The organism is Streptomyces sp. NPDC059853, from assembly GCF_042731495.1.
Taxonomy (GTDB): Bacteria; Actinomycetota; Actinomycetes; order Streptomycetales; family Streptomycetaceae; genus Streptomyces.
On the sequence record NZ_JBHWJL010000011.1, the window covers coordinates 20,358 to 41,123 of the forward strand.

Here is a 20,766-nt window from a genome sequence, read left to right on the forward strand (position 1 = left end):
GGTCCACTGACGACTCCCTGCCCCGGTGCCCGGCCACCGCTGTTCGTTCTGCACTACCGATCGTTCGCCTTGACGAACAACGCCCCGTGCGTTCACTCTAATGGACATGCCTTCGATATGGCGAACGCTGGACGGCGAAACCCGTCGCGCCATCGTGCTGGTCTCCCTCGCCTACTCCCTCATCGCCGCCTCCTTCGGCGCCCTCGCCGTCTCCGGCGGGCTCCCCCTGTGGGTGCCGATCGTCATGTCCCTGACCGTGTTCGCCGGGGCGTCCCAGTTCGCCACCGTCGGCGTCGTGTTCGCGGGCGGCGGCCCGGTCGCCGCCGTCCTGGCCGGACTGGTGCTCAACGCCCGGCTGCTGCCGTTCGGCTTCGCCCTCGCCGACTCCTTCGGCTCGCGCTGGTGGAGCCGGCTCACCGGCGCCCACATCCTCACCGACGCCTCGGTCGGCTTCGTCCTCCCGCACCGCGACCCCGCCCGCCGCCGGGCCGCGTTCTGGGCCGGCGGCATCGCCGTCTTCCTCACCTGGAACGCCGGGGTCGCCCTCGGCGCCGTCCTCGGCGACCGGGTCGCCGACACCGACGCGCTCGGCCTGGACGCCGCCCTTCCCGCCATCCTGCTCGCCCTCGTCCTGCCCGCCCTCACCACCGGCGACGCCCCCGCCCGCGCCCGCCGCCGCGCCGCCCTGGCCGGCGCGGCGCTCGCCGTGGCCGCCACCCCGCTGCTGCCGCCCGGGCTGCCGGTCCTGCTCGCCCTGGCCGCGCTGCCCCTCACCCTGCTCGGCCCACGGGCCGGAAAGACCGCCTGATGCTGCCGCTGACCGCCATCGCCGTCCTCGCCGCCGGCACCCTCGCCTTCCGGCTCGCCGGGCCGCTGCTCCACCACCGGCTGGCCCCGGGAGAGCGCACCCGCGCGCTGCTGGCCGACGCCGCCACCGTGCTGCTCGTCGCCCTGGTCGCCACCGCCGCGCTCACCGAGGGGCAGGGCGCGGCCGGCTGGTCACGCCCCGCCGGGGTACTGGTCGGCGGCGCCCTCGCGCTCCGCCGGGCCCCGCTGCTCGCGGTCGTCGTCGCGGCGGCCGGCACCACCGCCGTCCTGCGGCTGCTCGGCGTCCCCTGACCCGGCCCGCGCCCGGCGCGCCATCCGCTGCCGGGCCGCGCCGAACAGCGCGCCCGCCCACAGGACGTTCAGCGCCTGGGCGGCCAGGATCGACGGCACGACGTACCAGCCGGGCAGCCCGTCCACCCAGATCAGATGCCCCAGGCCGGTGGTCACCATCAGGGACGGCAGGGACAGCGCCAGCAGCATCACCCCCGGGGCCATCGAGGTGCTCCCGTCCCGCCCCAGCAGCGGCAGCCACGCCAGCACCATCACCCCCGCCAGCACCGCCGTCACCGGATTGGCCAGCATCGCGCGCCGACGCGCCGTCCCTCCCGCGTGCCCGTCCATGACGCTCCCGTCCGTGGCCTCCCCCCTCGGACGCACCACCGCCCCCGCGGGTTCCGCCACCCCGCCGGGCCGGGCCCGGGCCGCCACCCGGGCGAAGCCACCGGCCCGCTCGCGTCCGCCGGCACGAGGGCTCCCGCCGTTCCCGGGCGGTCCTCGGGGTGACCGTCCCGCGCGGAGCCCGTCACCCGAACACGGCGACCAGCCGTCCGATCACCTCTCCTCGCTCAAGGCGGCCGATTCCGTCCGCGATCTCCTCGAACCCGATCTCGGTGATGCGCGAGGTCAACCTGCCTTCGGCCACGAGATCCAGCACCGCGACGCAGTCCTCCTTCGTCCCGGCCTGCGAGCCGACGAGTTCCACCTCGTTGAGCGTGAGCGCCTGGAGGTCGATCTCGCCGCGCGCGCGACCGAGGCCGACCTGGACGATCCGTCCGCCGCGGCGGACGGAATGGATCGCGCCGTCGGTGGTCGTCCCGAACCCGGCGAAGTCGATGACCACGTCGAGTTCCTCGCCGGCGAAGTCGGTGATGTCGCTCGCGACGCTCTCGGCACCGAGCGAGCGGGCGAAGTCGTGCACGCGCTCGTTCTTCTCGGCGACGAAAAGCCTGGCACCGAGCGCGAGCGCGGTCTGCGCGCCGAGCGAACCGAGCCCGCCGAGGCCGATGATGCCCACGCGCGCGCCGGGGGAGACGCGCCCCTGCACGGAGACCGCGTGGTACGAGGTCAGCCCCGCGTCGGTGGCGGCCGCCGCCTGATCGAACGGCACGCCATCGGGCAGCGCGACGACGAGTCGTTCCGGGACGACGACCTCGTCCGCGAACCCGCCGTTCAGCGATGTTCCCGGCCCTTCGATGGCTGCCGGGACGACGACCTTCTGTCCTACGGAGAACTCGGTCACATCAGATCCCACGGCGGACACGGTGCCCGCGATCTCGTGACCCAGTGTGATGGGCCGGAACGGCAGCAGCGGTGTCAGCGTGCCGTCCAGGAATCCGACGTCGCTGTGACAGAGTCCCGCGGCGCGGACGTGGACGACGAGCTCGCCGGCGGCTGGTGCCGGTGCCGGCACCTCGCTCAAGATGAGGGGTTTCCCGACTTCCGTGAACTGCCATGCACGCATCGTCTGCTCCTGACTCATTACTGATACCAGGTACCAAAAATACTCCTCTACGCTCGGACGATGACCAGCCCCCGTGCGCGCCGCGGACGACCGCCGGCCTCGACCCGCGAAGCCCTTGAGGAGATCGCCTTCGAGCTGTTGCTCCGCGACGGCTACGAGGCCACGACGCTTCAGGCCATCATGACCGCGGGCGGCGTCGGCCGCTCGACGCTGTTCCGCTACTTCGGCTCCAAGGCGGGCATCGTGTGGGGCGAGTTCGACCGCGCCGTCGAGCGGCTGCGGTCGGCCCTGCGGGACGCCGACGACGTACCCGTCATGACGGCCGTGCGATCGGCGGTCGTCCGGTCGACACGCCTGTCCCAGGCGGCGGCGCCGGAATCGTGGCTCGACCGCTTCCGCGTACTGGACCGGGACCCCGCGCTCGCCGCGGAGACCGCCGCGCACTGGCGCGCATGGGCCGAGACGGTGAGCCACTACACGGCGGAGCGCACCGGACTCGACGCGGGCGCTCCCGTCCCGGCCGCGATCGGCGGCGCCGTGCAGGCCGCCTACGTCGCGGTGCTCAGGCGCTGGACCAGCAGGGACGAGCCGGTCGACTTCGGCGAGCTGGACGACGCGCTGCGTCCCGTCACCGACGCCTTCCAGACGCTGCTCAACGGAAGGGACCTGTCCTGATCCGGAGCGCACCCTCCCGGTGTATTTTGGGACCAGGTCCCGAAATTCGGGTGCCCCCCTAGGACGAAGGAGTCCCCGCCATGGCCCGTCTGGACAACAAGGTCGCGATCATCACCGGAGCGGGCCGGGGGATGGGTGCCTCGCACGCCCGCCGCTTCGTACAGGAGGGGGCGAAGGTCACTCTCACCGACGTCAACGAGGCCGCCGTCCGTGAGCTCGCCGAAGAACTCGGGGACAACGCCCGGTACACGGTGCAGGACGTCACGAAGGCCGACGACTGGCGGCGCGTCGTGGAGGAGACCGAGACGGCGTTCGGTGACGTCACCGTACTCGTGAACAACGCGGGCATCCTGGGGCCGATCGCCAAGACGGCGGACCTCGACGAGGACGACTACCTCACCGTCTGTGCCGTCAACCAGCACTCCCAGTTCCTGGGGATGAAGGCGGTCATCCCGTCGATGCAGCGCGCGGGCATCGGGTCGATCGTGAACATCTCGTCCCTGGCCGGTCTGCGGGCCAACTACGGTTTCCCGAGCCTCGCCTACGTGGCCAGCAAGTTCGCGACCCGGGGCATGACGAAGGCGACCGCCCAGGAGTACGGGCGCGACAACATCCGCGTGAACTCCGTGCACCCCGGCTTCATCAACACGCCGATGATGGTCGAGGCGACCGACGAGCAAGGCGGCGACGCACTGGCACAGATCTTCCTGGGCCGGCTCGCGGAGGCGGACGAGGTGTCCTCGCTGGTGCTGTTCCTGGCATCCGACGAGTCCTCCTACATCACCGGCGCGGAGCACAAGATCGACGCCGGCATGTCAGCGTCCTGACACCTCGCCGCCGACCGTGGCGGTAAGGATCACGGCGACGGGCGGTGACCGCGCCCAGGCGCACCGGCCGCCGCCGTGAACGGGGGACCGGGTCGGGCGCGAGCCGGCCGAGGACTTCGCAGACCGCGCGGACGGGACGCCGGACGCGGGCGAGGCCGTCCGGGCCCAGGCGCTCTCCGACCCTCCGCCGGCTCAGCGCCGGCTTCCCGTTCCGAAGCTCCTCAGCCCGCTACCCGGCCGCCAGCCGGTCCGGCAGCGGCGCCGCGTGCGTCACCGTCAGCCCGGACACCGCACGGGTGAGCGCCACGTACAGCCGGCGCAGCCCGGTCCGCTCGTCCGGCTCGCCGTCCACCACCGCCGCCGGCTCGTCCAGCACCACGTAGTCGTACTCCAGACCCTTCGCCAGCGACGCCGGGACCAGCGTCAGCCGCGCCTCCGCCGAGGTCTCCTCCCCCGGCGTCAGATACGCCAGACCCGCCGCCGCCAGGGCCGACGCCAGCACCGGCACCCGGGCGTCCGCCGCGATCAGCCCCACCGAACCCTCCCGCTCCAGCGCCTCCGCGCACGCCGCCACCGCCGCCGCGTCCAGCTCCCCCACCGGCACCTCCCGGATCACCAGCGAGCCCGCCGAGTCCCGGATCGAGGTCGCCTCCGACAGCTCGGGCGCGATCGCCGGCAGCAGCCGCGACGCGTACGCGATCACCTTGCGCGGCACCCGGAACCCCTGCGTCAGCTCCTCCACCACCGCGTCCGGCTTGCCCAGATGCGCCAGCGCCTCCGACCAGCCCGACGTCGCCCACGGCGTGGTGCCCTGCGCGATGTCGCCCAGCACCGTCACCGACCCCGTACTGCACCGGCGCCCCACCGCCCGGTACTGCATCGGCGACAGATCCTGCGCCTCGTCCAGCACCACATGGCCCAGCGACCCGGTCCGCTCGATCAGATCCCGCGCCTCGTCGATCAGCACCGCGTCGGCCGGCGACCAGCGCGCCGACTTCACCGAACGCGCCGGGCGTTCCCACAGCAGATGCTTCCGCTCCTCCTCGTCCAGCACCCCGTCGGCCACCCGGGCCAGGAACTCCGCGTCCGACAGCAGCCGCAGCACCAGCTTCTCCGGATCGACCTGCGGCCACAGCGCCTTCACCACCGCCTTGACGGCCGGGGTGCGGGCCACCGCGTTCTGCACCCGGTCGTCGGGCGCCTCGCCCGCCGCCTCCATCCGCACCAGCACGGAGTGCGCGATCCGCTGCGGCAGCGCCTCCCGCGCCGCCGCGTACCGGATGTCGCGCGCCAGCAGCTCCGTCACGATTCCGGTGATCTCCTCCGCCGGCACCCGCCAGCGGCGCGAGCCGCGCACCACGACCACCCCCTCGGCCGGCACCGTCCGCACCCCGTCGCGCACCGCCCGGCGCAGCACCGTCGCCATCCGCGCGTCGCCCTTGAGCCGGGCCGTGGCCGGGGAGTCCGTGCCGCGGATCTCCAGACCGGCCGACACCAGATCGTCCACCGTCGCCTGCTTGACCTCCAGCTCGCCCAGCGCCGGCAGGACCTGCTCGATGTAGCGCAGGAAGGAGCGGTTCGGCCCGATCACCAGGGTGCCGCTGCGGGCCAGCCGCTCGCGGTACGCGTACAGCAGATACGCCACCCGGTGCAGGCCCACCGCCGTCTTCCCGGTGCCCGGCGCGCCCTGCACGCACACCGAGCCGGACAGACCGGCGCGCACGATCTCGTCCTGCTCGGGCTGGATGGTGGCCACGATGTCGCGCATCGGGCCCACGCGGGGCTTCTCGATCTCGCGCTGGAGGAGGGCGGAGGAACGCTCCGCCTCCTCCGGATCGGTCAGGTGCTCGTCCTCGTACGCGGTCAGCTCGCCGCCGTCGTACCCGAAGCGGCGGCGCAGCCCGACATCCTGCGGATCGGTTTTGGACGCGCGGTAGAACGGCTGCGAGGCGGGGGCGCGCCAGTCGATGACCATCGGGTCGCCGTGCGCGTCGTGGACGTGGCGGCGCCCGATGTAGAACCGGCGGCCCGTCTCGTCGCCCTGCTCGCCCAGGTCGTGCTCGTAGTCGACGCGGCCGAAGAACAGCGGGGTGTCCGCCAGGTCGGCGAGCGACTTGATGCGCTGGGCCAGCTCGGAGGCGAGCACCTCGGCGTTGACCCAGTTCGCGGTGACATCGCTGATGTCCAGGCCCTCCGCCTCGGCCCGCATGGTGCGCAGCGCGGCGCGGGAGGCGGCGAGGTGGGCCCGCTCGGTGTCCAGGGGGGAGGGGGAGGACACGGGAAGATCCGTCCGGTCCGCTGGCATGGCGAAGCCTCCGGGAGAAATCGTGCGCGGAAGAGAGCGCGAGAGGTACGGAAGATGCCGGCCGGTTACCGTGCGGCCGGCTCCACTCCCGACCGGGAGGGAGGCAGACGCAGCACCCTAGGCCCGGCCCGCCGCGAACGCAAACGCTTATCCCGGCTCGGGGTTCTCCCTAAGGGGGACGGATCCGGCTTTCCGACCCTGGACCGATGCCCGGCGCGGGCCCGGCGAGGCACGGTGGAGGCATGAGTACCACGACCGTTCACGGAGCCTCCGCCACCGGGCTCCTCCCGCACCCCCGGCACCGGCTGGGGGACGCGCTGCGCGCCGGCCGGGTCTGGCTGGTCGCGGCGTTCGAGGTGGTCGTCCTGGGCCGCGCCGACGTGGAGGACGGGGTCGCCGTCAGACGCCGTCCGGGGTCTCCCGCAGCTCGGACGCGTCCATGATCCGGTAGGCGTAGCCCTGCTCGGCGAGGAACCGCTGCCGGTGGGCGGCGAAGTCCTGGTCGATGGTGTCCCGGGCGACGACCGAGTAGAAGCGGGCCTCGTGCCCGTCCGCCTTGGGCCGCAGCACCCGGCCGAGCCGCTGCGCCTCCTCCTGCCGGGAGCCGAACGTGCCCGACACCTGGATGGCGACCGTCGCCTCCGGCAGGTCGATGGAGAAGTTCGCCACCTTGGACACCACGAGGACGCTCACCTCGCCCTCGCGGAACGCGCCGAACAGCCGCTCGCGCTGCGTATTGCTGGTGTCGCCCTTGATGACGGGGGCGCCCAGCGCCTCGCCCAGCTCGTCCAGCTGGTCGATGTACTGGCCGATCACCAGGATCTGCTGCCCCGCGTGCCGCCGCACCAGTTCCTCGGTCACCCGCCGCTTGGAGTCGGTGGTCGCACAGAAACGGTACTTCTCCTCCGCCTCCGCCATCGCGTACGCCAGCCGCTCCGACTCGGTCAGATCGACCCGTACCTCCACACAGTCGGCCGGGGCGATGTAGCCCTGCGCCTCGATCTCCTTCCACGGGGCGTCGAAGCGCTTCGGACCGATCAGCGAGAACACGTCCGACTCGCGGCCGTCCTCGCGCACCAGCGTCGCCGTCAGCCCCAGCCGCCGCCGCGCCTGGAGGTCGGCGGTGAACTTGAACACCGGCGCCGGCAGCAGATGCACCTCGTCGTAGACGACCAGGCCCCAGTCCCGGGAGTCGAACAGCTCCAGATGCGGATAGACGCCCTTCCGCTTCACGGTGAGCACCTGGTAGGTGGCGATGGTGACCGGGCGGATCTCCTTGCGGGTGCCGCTGTACTCGCCGATCTCGTCCTCGGTCAGCGAGGTGCGGCGCACCAGCTCCGCCTTCCACTGCCGGGCCGAGACGGTGTTCGTCACCAGAATCAGCGTCGTCGACTTGGCGGTGGCCATCGCCCCGGCGCCCACCAGCGTCTTCCCGGCGCCGCAGGGCAGCACGACCACCCCGGACCCGCCGTGCCAGAACCCCTCGACCGCCTGCCGCTGGTACGGGCGCAGCGCCCAGCCGTCCTCGGCCAGCTCGATCGGGTGCGCCTCGCCGTCCACATACCCGGCCAGGTCCTCGGCCGGCCAGCCGAGCCGCAGCAGCGCCTGCTTGATCTGGCCGCGCTCGGAGGGGTGCACGGCCACCTGGTCGGCGTCGATCCTGGCCCCGACCAGCGGCTTGATCCGCTTGGAGCGCAGCACCTCCTCCAGCACGGGCCGGTCGGTGGTCTGGAGGACGAGCCCGTGCACGGGGTGCTTGACGAGGGACAGCCGCCCGTAGCGGGCCATGGTCTCGGCCACATCCACGAGCAGCGCCTGCGGCACCGGGTAGCGGGAGTGGGTGACGAGGGCGTCGACGACCTGCTCGGCGTCGTGCCCGGCGGCGCGGGCGTTCCACAGCCCGAGCGGGGTCACCCGGTAGGTGTGGATGTGCTCGGGCGCCCGCTCCAACTCGGCGAACGGAGCGATGGCCCGCCGGCACGCCTCGGCCTGCTCGTGATCGACTTCGAGCAGCAGCGTCTTGTCACTCTGGACGATGAGCGGTCCCGACACGCGCCTACCTCCGTACTGGTCAGGTTCCGGCCAAGCTTCCAGTGTGCAGCATCGCCCCCACGGGGCGCCGGGACCCGGTCGGCCGGGGTGTGCGGCCGGTCAGGGCGAGCGCAGTGCCGCGTGGATCAGGGTGTGGGCGGGGGGTGCGGCGGTGGCGCCGGATTCGGCTGCCCACAGGCCGTTCTGGAGGATCCGGGCCAGCGTCCAGGCCACCGCGCGGTCGCGGTCCAGGGCGGCGGTGGCCGTCATCAGGTCGAAGCGGCGGCGCACGGCGCGCCGCGGGTCGGGGGCGGCGGTGATCTCGGCGAAGCGGTTGTGCAGGGCGGGCAGGAGGTCGAAGCAGGGGTCGCCGGCCAGCGGTTTGGGGTCGATCGCCAGCCAGGGCTCGCGCTCGCCGGCCAGCACGTTCGCGTAGTGCAGGTCCCAGTGGAGCAGCGCCCCGCCCGGCTCGGGCAGCACCGCGCGCAGGGCGGCGGCGCAGTCGGCGTACAGCGCCCGGTCGGCCGGGTCGTGGTAGGCGGCGAGCACCGGGGTGCGCTCCAGCATCCGGGCGCCGATACCGGCCAGGGTGCGCAGCCCCGGCGGGGCGGGGACGGTGACCAGCCGGGCCAGCAGCCCGGACAGCACCTCCAGGGCCGCCAGGTCGTCCGGCACGTCCGCCAGGGAGCGCGGGGCGAGCCGTTCCAGCAGCATGGCGCCGCTCTCCGCGTCGTGGGCCAGCAGCCGTACGGCGCCGCGCCCCGCCCAGGCGGCGAGGGCGCGGGGCTCGTCCGCCGTCTCCTCGTCCACCATCTGGAGCTTCAGCGCGCCGGGCGTGCCGTCGGTGGTGCGGATGACCGGGAGGACCAGCGCGCACACGCCGTGCGCCGCCGGGCCGTCCGGGCGCAGGTCCCAGCGCTCCAGCAGGGTGGCGGCGAGGCGGGGCAGGCCGGCGATCCACGCGGCGCCCGGGGCGCCGTGGTACGCCGCGTAGTTGGCTGCCAGCCCGTCCGGTACCGCGATCGGTGCGCTCATGCCGCCACCCTAGGGCCGGGGGTCAGCAGTCGGGTATGACGTTTCCGCTGTTGTCCCGGGCCTCGTCGTTGCCCCAGCGGGAGAGGAAGTAGGCCGGCACGTACGCGCCGCGCCCGTTGCCGCCGGGGTAGGTGCGGTCGAGGTCGGTGCGCAGCCACCAGTGGTTGTGGCCGTACACGCCCTCGTAGCGGGCGCCCCAGACCTTGCAGTAGACGTAGTGGGTGCCCTGGAGCAGCACGCCCTGCGGGGAGGCGGTGTTCGGCGCGGCGTAGCCCTCGGTCTGCGCGAAGGTGTCCACCCAGTAGCGGCCCCCTCCCCCGCCGCAGCCGTTGTCGCTGGTGAGGTACCGCTGGTGGTACGAGCCGGGGTACGGGAGTGCGGTGCCGTTGATGCGGATGTCCTGGCCGACGCCGTTCAGCAGCTGCTCGTAGTGGATGTGCGCGCCGGAGGAGTTGCCGGTGGAGCCGGTGGTGCCGATCTGCTGGCCCTGGGCGACGTGGGCGCCGCTGGGCACGGAGTACGCGGCGAGGTGGAAGTAGTAGGTGCGCCAGCCGCCGCCGTGGTCGATGACGATGTAGTTGCCGGCGCCGCCGGCCTGGCTGTGCCGGGTGGCGGTCCCGGCGGCGGAGGCGAGCACGGGGGCTCCGGCGGTGGCCCCGCCGTCGGTGCGGACGAAGTCCAGCGCGCGCCGTACCTCGGCGGAGTGGTGGCTGTACGTCCAGGTCTGGCCGCAGCCGAACGGGGCTTTGAAGAGCGGTGCGGCGGCCGGGGCGGCGGTGGCCCCGGTGGCGGTGCCGGGCAGCAGCATGGAGGCGACGAGCGCCCCGAGCGCGAGCAGGGCGATGCGGAGGGAACGCACCGGGGTCCTCCCGAGGTCGGTCCGTGTGGGGTCGCAGCGGACTTCCCCGGTGCGGGCGCGCGTTACGCGCCGGGCGGCTGGCAGCAAGCGGTCAGCGGGCCGGTCGGGAAAGGACAGAACGGGCGGGGGTGGGCGGCCTAGTCGGCGGGGAGTTCGACGGTGCCGGTGATGCGGTGCAGCGGGTAGGTGCGGACTTCTTCCGCCGTGTGGTCGAACGCCGTGACGAAGCCGCCCTCCACCCGGACCGGGGCCAGGATGTGCTGGGCGGCGACGCCGTCGGCGCCGACGTAGCCGATCCGTACCAGGTCGCCGGAGAGCGCCGCCGCCTGGAGGGTGGCGAGGGTGTCGGCGGCGGGGGTGCGCGGCAGCGTGCCGGCGGGGGGCGGGGGGACCGCCCGGCCGCCGGTTCTGGCGGCGGCGGCCGTCGCCGCCTCGTCGGTGCGTTCCTCGGTGCGGTCGCCGGCCCGGATGGCCCGGACGGCCGCCGCGAGCAGCCGGTCGTCGGCGGCGGGCGGGCCGTCCGGGACCGGTTCGGGCGCGGTGCGCGGCGGGGTGCGGTGGCGGGTGGCCGCCAGGGTCACCACGGCGCCCTCGGCGGATTCGGCGGCCGGGGCCAGGCCCATGTCGCGCAGCCGGGCCAGCAGGATCTCGGGGGGTGCGCCGGAGATGAGGACGGTGGGCGCGATACGGCGCAGCCGCAGCTGTTCGGCGCGCCGGTCGGCGAGGACCTGGGTGAGCAGGGCCTCGTCCTCGCAGCGCAGATAGCCGGCGGCCACCCCGACCCGCAGCCGGCCGTGCCGGCGGGCCACGTCGTCGACGAGGTAGGTGAGCGGCTGCGGCACGGGGGTGCGGGAGTGTTCGGCGAGGAAGCCGTGCAGCGCGTCGGGGGTCCAGCCGGCGTCGAGGGCGCGGCGTACCGAGCCGGGGGTGAACCGGTAGACGGTGGCGCCGCCCTTGGACTCGATGTCGGCGATCAGCGCCATGGCCCGGGCGGGTTCGCGGCGCAGTGGTCCCGGGGCGACGGCGGTCAGGTCGGCCTGGAGGAGGAAGTGGTCCAGTTCCTCGGGGAGGAGCGGGGCCAGCAGGCGGGCGGCCGCGGCCTCGCGGTCCGCCGCGGAGTCCGCCGCCGTGGTGTCCCCCGCCGCCGGGTCCGCCGGACGGTCGCCCGCCGCCTCCGCCGCCCCGCCGTCGTCCAGCAGCGCGCGGGCGTACGAGGTGAGGGCGCCGCGCCCGGTCACGCCCAGCAGGTCCGCCTCGGACAGCACCGCCGCGCACAGCGCGTCGCGGGCCTCGGGCGTCATCCGGCGCGGCAGTTCCCAGCCGATGCGCTCGTGCACGGTCCGCGGCTCGGGGGCGGTGCCCTCGGGGAGGGCGGCCAGCAGGCCGAGGACGCGGCGGCGCAGTTCGGCGGCCGGGCCGCGGTCCAGGCCGGGGCCCAGCGCCATCAGCGGGCGGCCCTTGCCGTCCCGGCCGCCGACCAGGCCGGGGACCCGGGTGCCGGTGAGCCAGACCCGGGCCAGCCACGCCCAGCGGCGCTCTCCCGGCTCGGCCGCCCAGGCGTCGTACGCCGGGGTGGGCGCGTACCGCTCGTCCGCCTCGCCGTCGCCCGCCACCAGCCCGGCGGCGTACGCCAGTTCGGCCCAGAAGGCGGCCTGCGGCTCCGGTACGTCCAGGGCCACCGCCGTGCGCTTCAGCTCGCGCACGCCGACCCCGCCGGTGCGCAGCACCGGGGGCGGCTCGGCCGCCCAGTGGGTCAGCAGTTCCTCGATCAGGCCCAGCGCGCCCTGTGCGGCGCCCGCGCCCGCCGCGTCGGCCACATCGGGCGCGTACGCCGCGCGCGCGGTCACCTCCGGCGGCCGGGGGCGCAGGTCGCGGTGCGCGCGCCCGCCGCGCAGCCGCAGCGCCACCTCGCGCGGCAGCACCACGGTGCCGGGCTGAGTCGGCAGCAGCAGGCCCCGGTCCAGCAGCCAGCGCAGCTGCGGCCCCGGGCGGGCCGACACCTCGCCGTACGGCGGCCCCCAGGCCAGCCGGTCCAGCGCCTCGCGGGCGCCGGGCGGGGCCGCCGCCAGCAGCCGGGCGAACCGTTCCTCGTCGGCGAACAGCCCGGTCAGCGCGGTCACCGCGCTGACCGGGTCGCCGGTGGCCGGGAGTCCGGCGCCGGTCAGCAGTTCCTGCACCCGGCGCGGTGAGATGCCCGCGCACGCCTCGGCGACGGTCGGCCCGAGCCCGGTGCTGCCCGGCCGGGCGGCGGTGGGCGCCAGCACCTCCTGCGCGGTGCGCACCAGCCGTGGCTCGTGCTCGGCGCCCCAGAGCAGGGCGCGCCGGCGCAGCCGCGCCAGCGCGCCGGGCAGCTCCCGCTCCCCGCCGGGCAGCAGGGCGGCCAGCGTGTCGTAGGGGCAGGGCTGCGGGGCGACGGCCAGGGCCTCCGCCACCTGGAGTGTGAAGGTGTCGAGGCGTTCGAGCGCGCGGGTCACCGAGGCGCGGGTGCCGGCCCGGGTGGCCAGCTGGGAGACGTCGCCGGGCAGCGGGGAGAGCAGGTCGGCTCGGGCCCGCAGCAGGGCGGCAAGCTCCTCGTCGCCGCGGGAGCGCAGTTCCTCGGCCAGGGTGCGCGGACCGCGCGGACGCTGCTCAGTGGTCATCCCAGCAACGGTACCGGTAGCACCTCCGCCAGAACAGGAAACCGCCGCAGAACCTCCCATAGCCCCCCGGGGTACCTGTACCCCTGCGCATGCAAGTGGACTCGGGGAGTAATGGGGCGGCAAACTCAGGAGCCAGCGATCAACAGGACCGGAGAACCACCATGCCGCCGAGGGAGCGCCCCACCGCCCGGCAAGCCCGCCTGGGAGCAGAACTGCGCAAGCTGCGCGAACAGGCCGGCCGCACCGCACGCGAGACCGCCGCCATGCTCGGCACCGACCAGGGCAAGATCAGCCACATCGAGTCGGGCCGGATCGGCGTCAGCGAGGAGCGCATCCGCAGACTCGCCGCCTACTACGGCTGCACCGACACGCCGCTGCTGGAGGCCCTGAGCGCGATCGCCCGCGAGCACCGCGGCCAGTACTGGTGGGACTCCTACCGCGGCGTCCTGCCGCCCCGCTTCCTCGACCTGGCCGAACTGGAGCACCACAGCACCCGGATGCGCATCCTGCACACCGTCAACGTGCCCGGCCTGCTCCAGACGGAGGAGTACATCCGCGCCGTCAACGGCATGCGCCCGCCCGGCGAGGTCGAACCGTACGTCGAGTACCGGCTGCGCCGGCAGACCGTCCTGGAGCGCACCGACCCCGCCCCGTTCGACGTGGTGCTGCACGAGGCGGCGCTGCGCATGCGGTTCGGCGGGCGGCGGGTGGTGCGCACGCAGCTGGAGCATCTGATGAAGGCGTCCGAGCGCCCGCACATCACCTTGCGGGTCATCCCGTTCACCAATGAACGCTTCTACGAGGCCACCCAGCCGCTGCTGTACGCGCACGGGGTGGTCCGGCAGCTGGACACGGTGCAGATGGACACCCCGATCGGCGGGCTGCTGCTCACCGCCGACGACCAGTTGCGCGAGTACCGGGACTTCTTCGACGACGCCCACGACTTCACGCTCAGCCCCGCCGAGTCGCGCGGACTGATCCATCACATCGCGCGGGAGCTATGACCACTCGCTGGCAGAAGTCCTCCTTCTCCTCGGGTGGTGGCGAGAACTGCCTGGAACTGGCCGCCGCCCCCGCTCCGGGCGGCGGCGGCCGGCTCGGTCTCGTCCTGCTGCGGGAGAGCGACCGGCCGGAGACCGTGCTGGCCGCCACCCGGGCCAGGGTCGCCGCCCTGCTGGCCGCCGTCGCACAGCAGGAACGATTCGTCTTACCCGTCCTGCCCAGCGGGCCACGGACCCGCGGGACCGCCGGCCCCGCTCAGCCGAACCGGCCGCTGATGTAGTCCTCGGTCCTGGTGTTGCCCGGGTTGTTGAAGATCTTCTCCGTGGTGTCGTACTCCACCAGCGCACCCGTGCGCATCCCGTGCTCGTCGTCGATGTCGACGCTGAAGAACGCCGTCATCTCCGACACCCGCGCCGCCTGCTGCATGTTGTGGGTGACGATCACGATGCTGTACGAACGCTCCAGCTGCCGGATCAGATCCTCGATCTTCAGCGTGGCGATCGGGTCGAGCGCCGAGCACGGCTCGTCCATCAGCAGCACATCCGGCTGCACGGCGATCGCCCGCGCGATGCACAGCCGCTGCTGCTGACCGCCCGACAGCGCCGTCCCCGGATCGTCCAGCTTGTCCTTCACCTCGTCCCACAGCGCCACACCGCGCAGCGACTCCTCCACCAGCTGGTCGAGGTCGCCCTTGAACCCGTTGAGCCGCGGCCCGAAGGCCACGTTCTCGTAGATCGACTTGGGGAACGGGTTCGGCCGCTGGAACACCATCCCGATCCGGCGCCGCACCTCCGCCGCGTCCACCTCGGGACCGTAGATGTCCTCGCCGTTGTAGATGATCTTCCCGCTGACGGTGGCATCCATCAGGTCGTTCATCCGGTTCAGACAGCGCAGCACCGTGGACTTGCCGCAGCCCGAGGGGCCGATCAGCGCGGTGACCTTGTTGCGCGGTATCTCCAGGCTGATGTCCTTGACGGCGGTGAAGCCCCCGTAGGCCACGCCGAGACCCTGGACGTCGAAGACCGACATGTCTGCCCGCCTCCCCCTTCTCACTTGAGCTTGTTGGCCTTGGAACCGAGCCAGCGGGCCAGCACCACCAGGATCAGCACCAGCAGGAACAGCGACAGCGCGCCGCCCCACGCCCGCTCGATGCCGGCCTCGAACTGCTGCCGGGCACCCCGGTAGATCTGCAGCGGCACGGCGCCCTGCGCGCCCTCGAAGTAGCTGCTCACCAGGTACTGGGAGCCGAGGATGGTCATGATCAGCGGCGCGGTCTCACCGGCGCCCCGGGCCACCGCCAGCATCGAGCCGGTGGCGAGCCCCGGCGCGGCGGCCGGCAGGACGGTGGTCAGCACCGTGCGGGACTTGCTGGCGCCCAGCGCGTAACTGGCGTTGCGCCACTCGTCCGGCACCAGCTTCAGCATCTCCTCGCTGGAGCGCGCCACGATCGGCAGCATGATGATCGCGATGGCGACCGAGCCCGCGAAGGCGTTGAAGCCCTGCCCCAGGCCGCCGGTGGAGGAGACCAGGAAGCCGTACACGAACAGACCCACGAAGATCGAGGGGATGCCGGTCATCACATCGGTGAAGAACCGGATCAGGTCGGACAGCCGGCGCCCGGCGCGGGTCTCGCGGCCGTACTCCACCACGTAGACGGCGGTGGCCAGGCCCAGCGGCACGGACAGCAGGATCGCGCCGCCCATGACGTACGCGGTGCCCACGAACCCGGCCCGGTAGCCGCCCTCCTGGCGGTAGCTGGGCTCGTCCGTGGTGAAGAAGTCCCAGTGGACGGCGCCGATGCCGCGCCGGGTGACCTCCCAGATGATGAGGAGCAGCGGGACGACGGCGATCGCCATCGCGGCCGTCAGCACGCCGATGGCGATACGGTTCTTCACCGCGCGCGCACCGGCGTTGCCCTGCTTCACCAGCAGGCTGCGGTGGCCGGTCTCCGTGGTCTTCGCGGTGGTGTCGGTGGTGTCGGTGGTGCTCATACGGCGGCGTCCCCCGAGACTCGGCCGATCCGCCACACCAGCAGTCGGGCCCCGATGTTGATGATCATGGTGAAGAGGAAGAGCACCACGCCGATCGCCATGAGCGCCTTGGTGGTCTCCGGTGTCGCCTCGCCGAACCGCGCCGCGATGTGCGCGGCCATCGAGTCACCGGCGGACAGCAGTGAACCGTCCCAGCTCTTGGTGGACCCGATCAGCATCATCACGGCCACCGTCTCGCCGACCGCGCGGCCCAGGCCCAGCATGCTGGCGGCCACGATCCCGGAGAAGCTGGAGGGCAGCACCACCTTGCGCATCACCTCGAAGCGGGTGGCGCCCAGCGCGTACGCGGCGTGCTGCTGGTCGACGGGGTTGACCGCGATGACCTCGCGGACGATCGCGGTGATGATCGGCAGGATCATGATGGCCAGCACGATGCCGGCCGCCAGGTAGCTGGAGCCGAACACCGGGCCCTCGAAGGGCTTCCAGCCGATGATGCTGATCCAGCCGAGCGAGGACTCCAGCCACTCCAGGAAGGGGCGCAGGACATTCGGCAGCAGCCAGAAGAAGCCCCACATGCCGAAGATGATGCTGGGCACGGCGGCCAGCATCTCCACGGAGTACGACAGCGGGTTGCGCAGCCGCTTCGGCGCGAGCTGGTTGATGTAGAAGGCGACGCACAGCGCGAGCGGCAGCGCGATCACGATGGCGATCAGCGCGGTGACGAGGGTGCCGTAGATGAACGGCCAGGCCCCGTACGTCCCGGTGAAGTCGCTGTCGGTGCGGCTGGAGCCGGCCAGCCACTGGTCACCGGTCAGAAAGCTGAAGAAGCCCTGGTACTGGAAGATGGGCCAGGCGTCGTTGGTCGTTCTGATGACCATCCCGGCGAGGATGACGAAGACGCTGGCGCCGGCGAGCGTCACGAACCAGCGGAACGCCGGGTCGGCTATCCGCTTTCGTTGACGGGACAGTGTGGCCGACATCGTTGCTGCTGCTCCTGTCTGCTGCCACGGGGGGACGGAACGTGGGACGTGGACGTGGGGCGGAACGGGTACGGGGAACGCCCGGGGCGGGGTGGTTACCGCCCCGGGCGGCGGGGGGACTGCGGTGCTGCGCGGTTCAGAGCGCTCAGGCCTCGCTGTTGATCAGGTCGATCTGCGCCTGCACCCGCTCCTTGAGGTCCGCGCCCAGCGGGGCGTAGCCCAGCTCCAGGGCCAGCGCGTCGGCGTCCTCGGTCAGCGTCCAGGACCAGAAGTCCTTGATGATGTCGGCCGTGGCGTCGTCGTAGCCGCAGGTGTAGGCGAGGATGAAGTTGGTGCCGGCGATCGGGTAGCCGTCACCGCCCACACCGTTGATGGTGAACTGGAAGGTGTCGGGGATCTCCGCCTCCTCCGAGGCGGCCGTGGTGGCCTCCAGGGTCGGCGCGACGGGGTTGCCGTCGGCGTTGACGACCTGGGCGGTGGGCAGGCCGAGTTCCAGCGCGTAGGACTGGTTCACGTAGCCGAGGCCGCCGGGGTTCTGCGAGATCTGCTGCGAGACGCCCTCGTTGCCCTCGCCGCCGATGGTGTCACCGGACCACTCGATCTCCTTGCCCTCGCCGTAGGCGTCGGCCCAGGCGGGGACCTCGGTGTTGAGGTAGTGGGAGAAGACGAAGGTGGTGCCGGAGGAGTCGGACCGGTGGACCGGCAGGATGTCCTGGTCCGGCAGGTCGAAGTCCGGGTTCAGCTCGGCGATCGCCGGGTCGTTGTAGTTGGTGATGTCGCGGGAGTAGATGCCCGCGATGACCTCGGGGCTCAGCACGAGGCCGTCCAGCGAGGCGTCGTTGAACGCGATCGCGACCGAGCCGAAGACGACCGGGAACTGCACGGCCGGGCAGCCGCGGGCGGCCTCGGCCTCGGCCAGCGCCTCGTCGCTCAGGTACTCCTCGGAGGAGCCGAAGTCGATGGACTGCCCGATGAACTGCTCGACGCCGGTGCCGGATCCGACGCTCTGGTAGTTGACGGTGACACCGGACTTGTCGCCCTGGTAGGCGGCTATCCAGTCCTGGAAGACGGTGGCGGGGAAGGAGGCGCCGGCACCGGTCACGGTGCCGGACAGCGAGGAACCGCCTTCGTTCGTCGTGCTGTCACCGCCGTTGTCACCGTTGCCGTCGCCGCCGCCGCACGCGGTCAGGGCCAGGGCGGACACCGCGACGACCGCCGCGGTCTTGGCGCGCCAGTTGCGCATGGCCTTTGCTCCTTTGACTTCGAATGTCTCGGGGAGAACGTAGGAGCGTGTGGCGAAGGCGGACGGTCCGGAAGGTGAACAGAAAGATAGGTTCGGCGGAACCGGCAGTTTCACAAAGAGAGCTGAAATCGTTAAGAAAGACGTCACCTGCGAAAGCGGACGGGCTAGGAGTACGGGGCCGGCGGCACCAGCCGGTAACCGACGCCGCGCACCGTCTGGATGATCTCCGGGTGGTGCGGGTCGTCGCCGAGCCGTTCCCGCAGCCGCCGAATGTGAACGGTGATGGTATTCGAGCGGCTGGCGCCGTCGCCCCACAGTTCGGCGCGGATACGGTCGCGGGTGATGACCTTTTCCGCGTGCAGCATCAGCAGGTGCAGCAACTGGAACTCGCGCAGCGGCAGCCGGGCGGTGACCACCCCGTGCATCCGCACCTCGTACGTGCCCGGGTCCAGGGTGAGCGGCCCGCACACCAGCGGCTGGTCCCAGCCGCCGCGCTGCCCGCGGTCGGACAGGCTGAGCAACCGGGCCACCTCGCGCGGCCGGTAGGGCCGCGCCACGCAGGCGCTGGCCCCGGCCGCGAGGGCGGGTCCCACCTGGTCGCCGTCCTCGGGGCTGACCCCGAGGACCACCGGGATGGACAGCCGGCGGCGCACCATGCGGGTGACGGTGGCGCCGTCCAGCAGCGGCAGCCCGGCGGAGAGCAGCAGGACGTCGGGCCGGCGCAGCCCGGCTTCCAGCAGGGCGGTGGCGCCGTCCCCGCACTGCACGACGGACACCTGGTATTTCGCCAGCTGGGCGGTGAGTCCCTGCCGGATGCGTTCGTCCGCGTCCGCGAGCAGCACCAGCGGATTGACACCGACCGCTATTCCGGGAAAGTGGTCCGCTTCCTGTGGCTGCGGATTATCCGAAGCGTCCGGAGATGTAATCCTCGGTACGCTGGTCAGCGGGCCGGTTGAAGATTGTCTCGGTCGCGTCGTACTCAACCAGGCGCCCATGGCGTACCCCCTCGCTGTCGGTGTCGGCAGTGAAGAACGCGGTGCGGTCGGAAACCCGGGCGGCCTGCTGCATATTGTGCGTGACGATCACCAGCGTGAATTCGTCCGCGAGTTTCTGCATCAGGTCCTCGATCTTCGCCGTGGCGATGGGATCGAGCGCCGAGCAGGGCTCGTCCATCAGCACCACATCCGGCCGCACGGCGACCGCCCGCGCGATGCACAGGCGCTGCTGCTGGCCGCCGGAGAGCGCGTGGCCGCTGCTGTTCAGCTTGTCCTTGACCTCGTCCCACAGGGCGGCGCTGGTGAGCGCGGCCTCGACCCGGTCGTCCAGGTCCGAGCGGCTGAGCCGGTCGGGGCCGAACCGCAGCCCGTACGCGACGTTGTCGTAGATGGACTTGGGGAACGGGTTGGGCTTCTGGAACACCATCCCGATCCGCCGCCGCACCTCGATGGAGTCGACGTCCGCACCGTAGAGATCCGTGCCCCGGTAGGCGACCTTGCCGCTGACGCTCGCCCCGGGCACCAGGTCGTTCATCCGGTTCAGGCAGCGCAGCACGGTGGACTTGCCGCAGCCCGAGGGGCCTATGAGCGCGGTGATCTCGCGTTCGTGGATGTCCAGGGAGACATCCCGTACGGCGCGGTGCGTCCCGTACGACACGTTCACCCCGCCGAGTTCGAACACGACGGGGGCACCCTCGGTGGGACGGCGCCCGCCGTGGGGGGTAAGGGGTGTCGCAAGACCTGTCGCCATGGTTCACATGTAACGAGGCGTGGGTAGCCGGTTGCGGGGTGTCGGGTGAACCCTTGATGAACAGCGGCGAAGCCATGGGTGCTGCGGCTACCATCGGGCCCGTGGGGATCGAAGGCGAACAGCTGGTACTCGACTATCTGAGCAAGGTGGGCGACCTGGCCCACACCACCAGCATGTCGGCGGCCGAACGGGCGGCGCTGGTGGGGCGGTTGCGCACGGAGATCGGTCAGCAGCGATCCCGGGTCGACGGCGAGGAGAGCCGGTCCGACATCAAGCGCATCCTGCGGCAGCTGGGCCGCCCGGAGGACGTCGTCGCGAACGCGGCGGGCGGCACGGCACCGGCCGCCCCCGCGGTCCCGGCGCCCGAGCCCGCCCCGGCGGCACCGGCCGCGCCGCGGCCGGACAAACCGACGCGCTTCTCCTTCCGCAAGCCGAAGGACCGGCCGCCCGCCCCGGAGCCCGAGCCGGCCCAGGAGCCGGCCCCCGCGGCACGGGCCGGCGTCCCGGAGGAGGACGCCGAGGACTGGACGGAGCAGCCGAAGCCCCCGCGGCTGTACTGGCCGGACGGCCAGATCGGCGGCTTCGTCGGCGGCATCGAGATCCCCGAGATGCTGCGCGCCCCGGTGGAGGACCGCACCGCCCCGAAACCGGCCGTCCCGGCCCCGGCGGCGGCCCCGGCCGTGGAGACCGCGCCCGCCGAGGCGGCCCCAGCCGAGCCCGCGGCCCCGCCGCCGCCCACCGGCTGGCGCCGCGCCGACCGCGGCCTCTCCCTCCTCGGAGCCTTCCGCCGCCTCCGATTCCGCCTCCGAGTCCGCCACCGCGTCACCTTCGGCGTCCCCGACCGCATCGGCCTCGGCGTCCGCG

General features: G+C 72.8%; 20 protein-coding genes and 1 pseudogene. 8 read left to right on the plus strand and 13 right to left on the minus strand.

Annotation, left to right across the window (positions count from 1 at the left end):
• Positions 1-106: 106 nt before the first annotated feature.
• On the plus strand, positions 107-808 hold the full coding sequence (locus tag ACFV5N_RS02435) for an AzlC family ABC transporter permease (RefSeq protein ID WP_385592933.1): 702 nt from the start codon (positions 107-109) through the stop codon (positions 806-808).
• The gene (locus ACFV5N_RS02440) at positions 808-1,119 is read left to right on the plus strand and encodes an AzlD domain-containing protein (RefSeq protein ID WP_385592935.1); all 312 of its coding nucleotides are present in this window, start codon (positions 808-810) and stop codon (positions 1,117-1,119) included. Before ACFV5N_RS02435 ends, ACFV5N_RS02440 begins: the two co-directional genes overlap by 1 nt.
• Here ACFV5N_RS02440 and ACFV5N_RS02445 read toward each other — a convergent pair.
• Positions 1,000-1,449, minus strand: coding sequence for a hypothetical protein (locus ACFV5N_RS02445; protein ID WP_385592937.1), 450 nt, complete (start codon positions 1,447-1,449; stop codon positions 1,000-1,002). The two genes, ACFV5N_RS02440 and ACFV5N_RS02445, sit on opposite strands and share 120 nt — an antisense overlap.
• A 181-nt stretch (positions 1,450-1,630) precedes the next feature.
• Positions 1,631-2,587 carry a zinc-binding dehydrogenase gene (locus ACFV5N_RS02450; protein WP_385592940.1) on the minus strand — a complete coding sequence of 319 codons (957 nt, stop codon included), beginning with the start codon at positions 2,585-2,587 and terminating at the stop codon, positions 1,631-1,633.
• A gap of 42 nt (positions 2,588-2,629) precedes the next feature.
• On the opposite strand from ACFV5N_RS02450, the gene ACFV5N_RS02455 reads away from it, so the two are divergent.
• On the plus strand, positions 2,630-3,244 hold the full coding sequence (locus tag ACFV5N_RS02455; RefSeq protein ID WP_385592942.1) for a TetR family transcriptional regulator: 615 nt from the start codon (positions 2,630-2,632) through the stop codon (positions 3,242-3,244).
• An 80-nt stretch (positions 3,245-3,324) separates the two neighbouring features.
• The gene (locus ACFV5N_RS02460; RefSeq protein ID WP_385592945.1) at positions 3,325-4,071 is read left to right on the plus strand and encodes an SDR family NAD(P)-dependent oxidoreductase; all 747 of its coding nucleotides are present in this window, start codon (positions 3,325-3,327) and stop codon (positions 4,069-4,071) included.
• A 229-nt stretch (positions 4,072-4,300) separates the two neighbouring features.
• Here the strand turns inward: ACFV5N_RS02460 and ACFV5N_RS02465 are convergent, their stop codons facing one another.
• Complete coding sequence (locus tag ACFV5N_RS02465; RefSeq protein ID WP_385592948.1) at positions 4,301-6,376, minus strand: HelD family protein; 2,076 nt, start codon at positions 6,374-6,376, stop codon at positions 4,301-4,303.
• 242 nt (positions 6,377-6,618) lie between these two features.
• Here ACFV5N_RS02465 and ACFV5N_RS02470 point away from each other — a divergent pair, with 242 nt between their 5' ends.
• Positions 6,619-6,819: a hypothetical protein gene (locus ACFV5N_RS02470; protein WP_385592950.1), complete on the plus strand. Its 201-nt coding sequence runs from the start codon at positions 6,619-6,621 to the stop codon at positions 6,817-6,819.
• Here the strand turns inward: ACFV5N_RS02470 and ACFV5N_RS02475 are convergent.
• From ACFV5N_RS02475 to ACFV5N_RS02490, 4 genes are all read right to left on the minus strand, one after another.
• Positions 6,776-8,428: a DNA repair helicase XPB gene (locus ACFV5N_RS02475; RefSeq protein WP_385592953.1), complete on the minus strand. Its 1,653-nt coding sequence runs from the start codon at positions 8,426-8,428 to the stop codon at positions 6,776-6,778. The two genes, ACFV5N_RS02470 and ACFV5N_RS02475, sit on opposite strands and share 44 nt — an antisense overlap.
• Before the next feature lie 99 nt (positions 8,429-8,527).
• Positions 8,528-9,442 carry an aminoglycoside phosphotransferase family protein gene (locus ACFV5N_RS02480; RefSeq protein WP_385592956.1) on the minus strand — a complete coding sequence of 305 codons (915 nt, stop codon included), beginning with the start codon at positions 9,440-9,442 and terminating at the stop codon, positions 8,528-8,530.
• Positions 9,443-9,464: 22 nt separating this feature from the next.
• The gene (locus tag ACFV5N_RS02485; RefSeq protein WP_385592959.1) at positions 9,465-10,301 is read right to left on the minus strand and encodes a M23 family metallopeptidase; all 837 of its coding nucleotides are present in this window, start codon (positions 10,299-10,301) and stop codon (positions 9,465-9,467) included.
• A 137-nt stretch (positions 10,302-10,438) separates the two neighbouring features.
• Positions 10,439-12,940: a helicase-associated domain-containing protein gene (locus ACFV5N_RS02490; RefSeq protein ID WP_385592962.1), complete on the minus strand. Its 2,502-nt coding sequence runs from the start codon at positions 12,938-12,940 to the stop codon at positions 10,439-10,441.
• Between the two features lie 161 nt (positions 12,941-13,101).
• Here ACFV5N_RS02490 and ACFV5N_RS02495 point away from each other — a divergent pair, with 161 nt between their 5' ends.
• Together ACFV5N_RS02495 and ACFV5N_RS02500 are read left to right on the plus strand one after the other, a co-directional pair.
• Positions 13,102-13,944 carry a helix-turn-helix domain-containing protein gene (locus tag ACFV5N_RS02495; RefSeq protein ID WP_385592965.1) on the plus strand — a complete coding sequence of 281 codons (843 nt, stop codon included), beginning with the start codon at positions 13,102-13,104 and terminating at the stop codon, positions 13,942-13,944.
• Positions 13,941-14,222, plus strand: a complete 282-nt coding sequence (locus ACFV5N_RS02500; protein WP_385592968.1) for a DUF397 domain-containing protein — start codon at positions 13,941-13,943, stop codon at positions 14,220-14,222. The genes ACFV5N_RS02495 and ACFV5N_RS02500 overlap by 4 nt, the downstream gene beginning before the upstream one ends.
• Here the strand turns inward: ACFV5N_RS02500 and pstB (ACFV5N_RS02505) are convergent.
• From pstB (ACFV5N_RS02505) to pstB (ACFV5N_RS02530), 6 genes are all read right to left on the minus strand, one after another.
• Positions 14,198-14,971 carry a phosphate ABC transporter ATP-binding protein PstB gene (gene pstB, locus ACFV5N_RS02505; protein ID WP_385592971.1) on the minus strand — a complete coding sequence of 258 codons (774 nt, stop codon included), beginning with the start codon at positions 14,969-14,971 and terminating at the stop codon, positions 14,198-14,200. The genes ACFV5N_RS02500 and pstB (ACFV5N_RS02505) overlap by 25 nt on opposite strands.
• 20 nt (positions 14,972-14,991) lie before the next feature.
• On the minus strand, positions 14,992-15,933 hold the full coding sequence (pstA, locus tag ACFV5N_RS02510) for a phosphate ABC transporter permease PstA (RefSeq protein ID WP_385592974.1): 942 nt from the start codon (positions 15,931-15,933) through the stop codon (positions 14,992-14,994).
• Positions 15,930-16,913, minus strand: a complete 984-nt coding sequence (pstC, locus tag ACFV5N_RS02515) for a phosphate ABC transporter permease subunit PstC (RefSeq protein WP_385592977.1) — start codon at positions 16,911-16,913, stop codon at positions 15,930-15,932. The genes pstA and pstC overlap by 4 nt, the downstream gene beginning before the upstream one ends.
• Before the next feature lie 145 nt (positions 16,914-17,058).
• Entirely contained in the window at positions 17,059-18,156 is a 1,098-nt protein-coding gene (gene pstS / locus ACFV5N_RS02520; RefSeq protein ID WP_385592980.1) for a phosphate ABC transporter substrate-binding protein PstS, read from the minus strand.
• A gap of 164 nt (positions 18,157-18,320) precedes the next feature.
• Positions 18,321-18,998, minus strand: coding sequence for a response regulator transcription factor (locus ACFV5N_RS02525; protein WP_385592983.1), 678 nt, complete (start codon positions 18,996-18,998; stop codon positions 18,321-18,323).
• A gap of 58 nt (positions 18,999-19,056) precedes the next feature.
• Entirely contained in the window at positions 19,057-19,833 is a 777-nt protein-coding gene (gene pstB, locus ACFV5N_RS02530; RefSeq protein WP_385592985.1) for a phosphate ABC transporter ATP-binding protein PstB, read from the minus strand.
• Positions 19,834-20,003: 170 nt separating this feature from the next.
• On the opposite strand from pstB (ACFV5N_RS02530), the pseudogene ACFV5N_RS02535 reads away from it, so the two are divergent.
• A pseudogene (locus tag ACFV5N_RS02535) lies at positions 20,004-20,766 on the plus strand (hypothetical protein); the annotation flags it as partial.

What these genes read in the sequence shown, in the direction of transcription:
- ACFV5N_RS02495 (WP_385592965.1), top strand. Translation starts at nt 13,102, where the DNA reads ATGCCGCCGAGGGAGCGCCCCACCGCCCGGCAAGCCCGCCTGGGAGCA.
- ACFV5N_RS02500 (WP_385592968.1), top strand. Translation starts at nt 13,941, where the DNA reads ATGACCACTCGCTGGCAGAAGTCCTCCTTCTCCTCGGGTGGTGGCGAG.
- ACFV5N_RS02465 (WP_385592948.1), bottom strand. Translation starts at nt 6,376, where the DNA reads ATGCCAGCGGACCGGACGGATCTTCCCGTGTCCTCCCCCTCCCCCCTG.
- ACFV5N_RS02450 (WP_385592940.1), bottom strand. Translation starts at nt 2,587, where the DNA reads ATGAGTCAGGAGCAGACGATGCGTGCATGGCAGTTCACGGAAGTCGGG.
- ACFV5N_RS02490 (WP_385592962.1), bottom strand. Translation starts at nt 12,940, where the DNA reads ATGACCACTGAGCAGCGTCCGCGCGGTCCGCGCACCCTGGCCGAGGAA.
- pstA (WP_385592974.1), bottom strand. Translation starts at nt 15,933, where the DNA reads ATGAGCACCACCGACACCACCGACACCACCGCGAAGACCACGGAGACC.
- pstS (WP_385592980.1), bottom strand. Translation starts at nt 18,156, where the DNA reads ATGCGCAACTGGCGCGCCAAGACCGCGGCGGTCGTCGCGGTGTCCGCC.
- ACFV5N_RS02440 (WP_385592935.1), top strand. Translation starts at nt 808, where the DNA reads ATGCTGCCGCTGACCGCCATCGCCGTCCTCGCCGCCGGCACCCTCGCC.
- ACFV5N_RS02480 (WP_385592956.1), bottom strand. Translation starts at nt 9,442, where the DNA reads ATGAGCGCACCGATCGCGGTACCGGACGGGCTGGCAGCCAACTACGCG.
- ACFV5N_RS02455 (WP_385592942.1), top strand. Translation starts at nt 2,630, where the DNA reads ATGACCAGCCCCCGTGCGCGCCGCGGACGACCGCCGGCCTCGACCCGC.
- ACFV5N_RS02445 (WP_385592937.1), bottom strand. Translation starts at nt 1,449, where the DNA reads ATGGACGGGCACGCGGGAGGGACGGCGCGTCGGCGCGCGATGCTGGCC.
- ACFV5N_RS02460 (WP_385592945.1), top strand. Translation starts at nt 3,325, where the DNA reads ATGGCCCGTCTGGACAACAAGGTCGCGATCATCACCGGAGCGGGCCGG.
- pstC (WP_385592977.1), bottom strand. Translation starts at nt 16,913, where the DNA reads ATGTCGGCCACACTGTCCCGTCAACGAAAGCGGATAGCCGACCCGGCG.
- pstB (WP_385592971.1), bottom strand. Translation starts at nt 14,971, where the DNA reads ATGTCGGTCTTCGACGTCCAGGGTCTCGGCGTGGCCTACGGGGGCTTC.
- ACFV5N_RS02435 (WP_385592933.1), top strand. Translation starts at nt 107, where the DNA reads ATGCCTTCGATATGGCGAACGCTGGACGGCGAAACCCGTCGCGCCATC.
- ACFV5N_RS02470 (WP_385592950.1), top strand. Translation starts at nt 6,619, where the DNA reads ATGAGTACCACGACCGTTCACGGAGCCTCCGCCACCGGGCTCCTCCCG.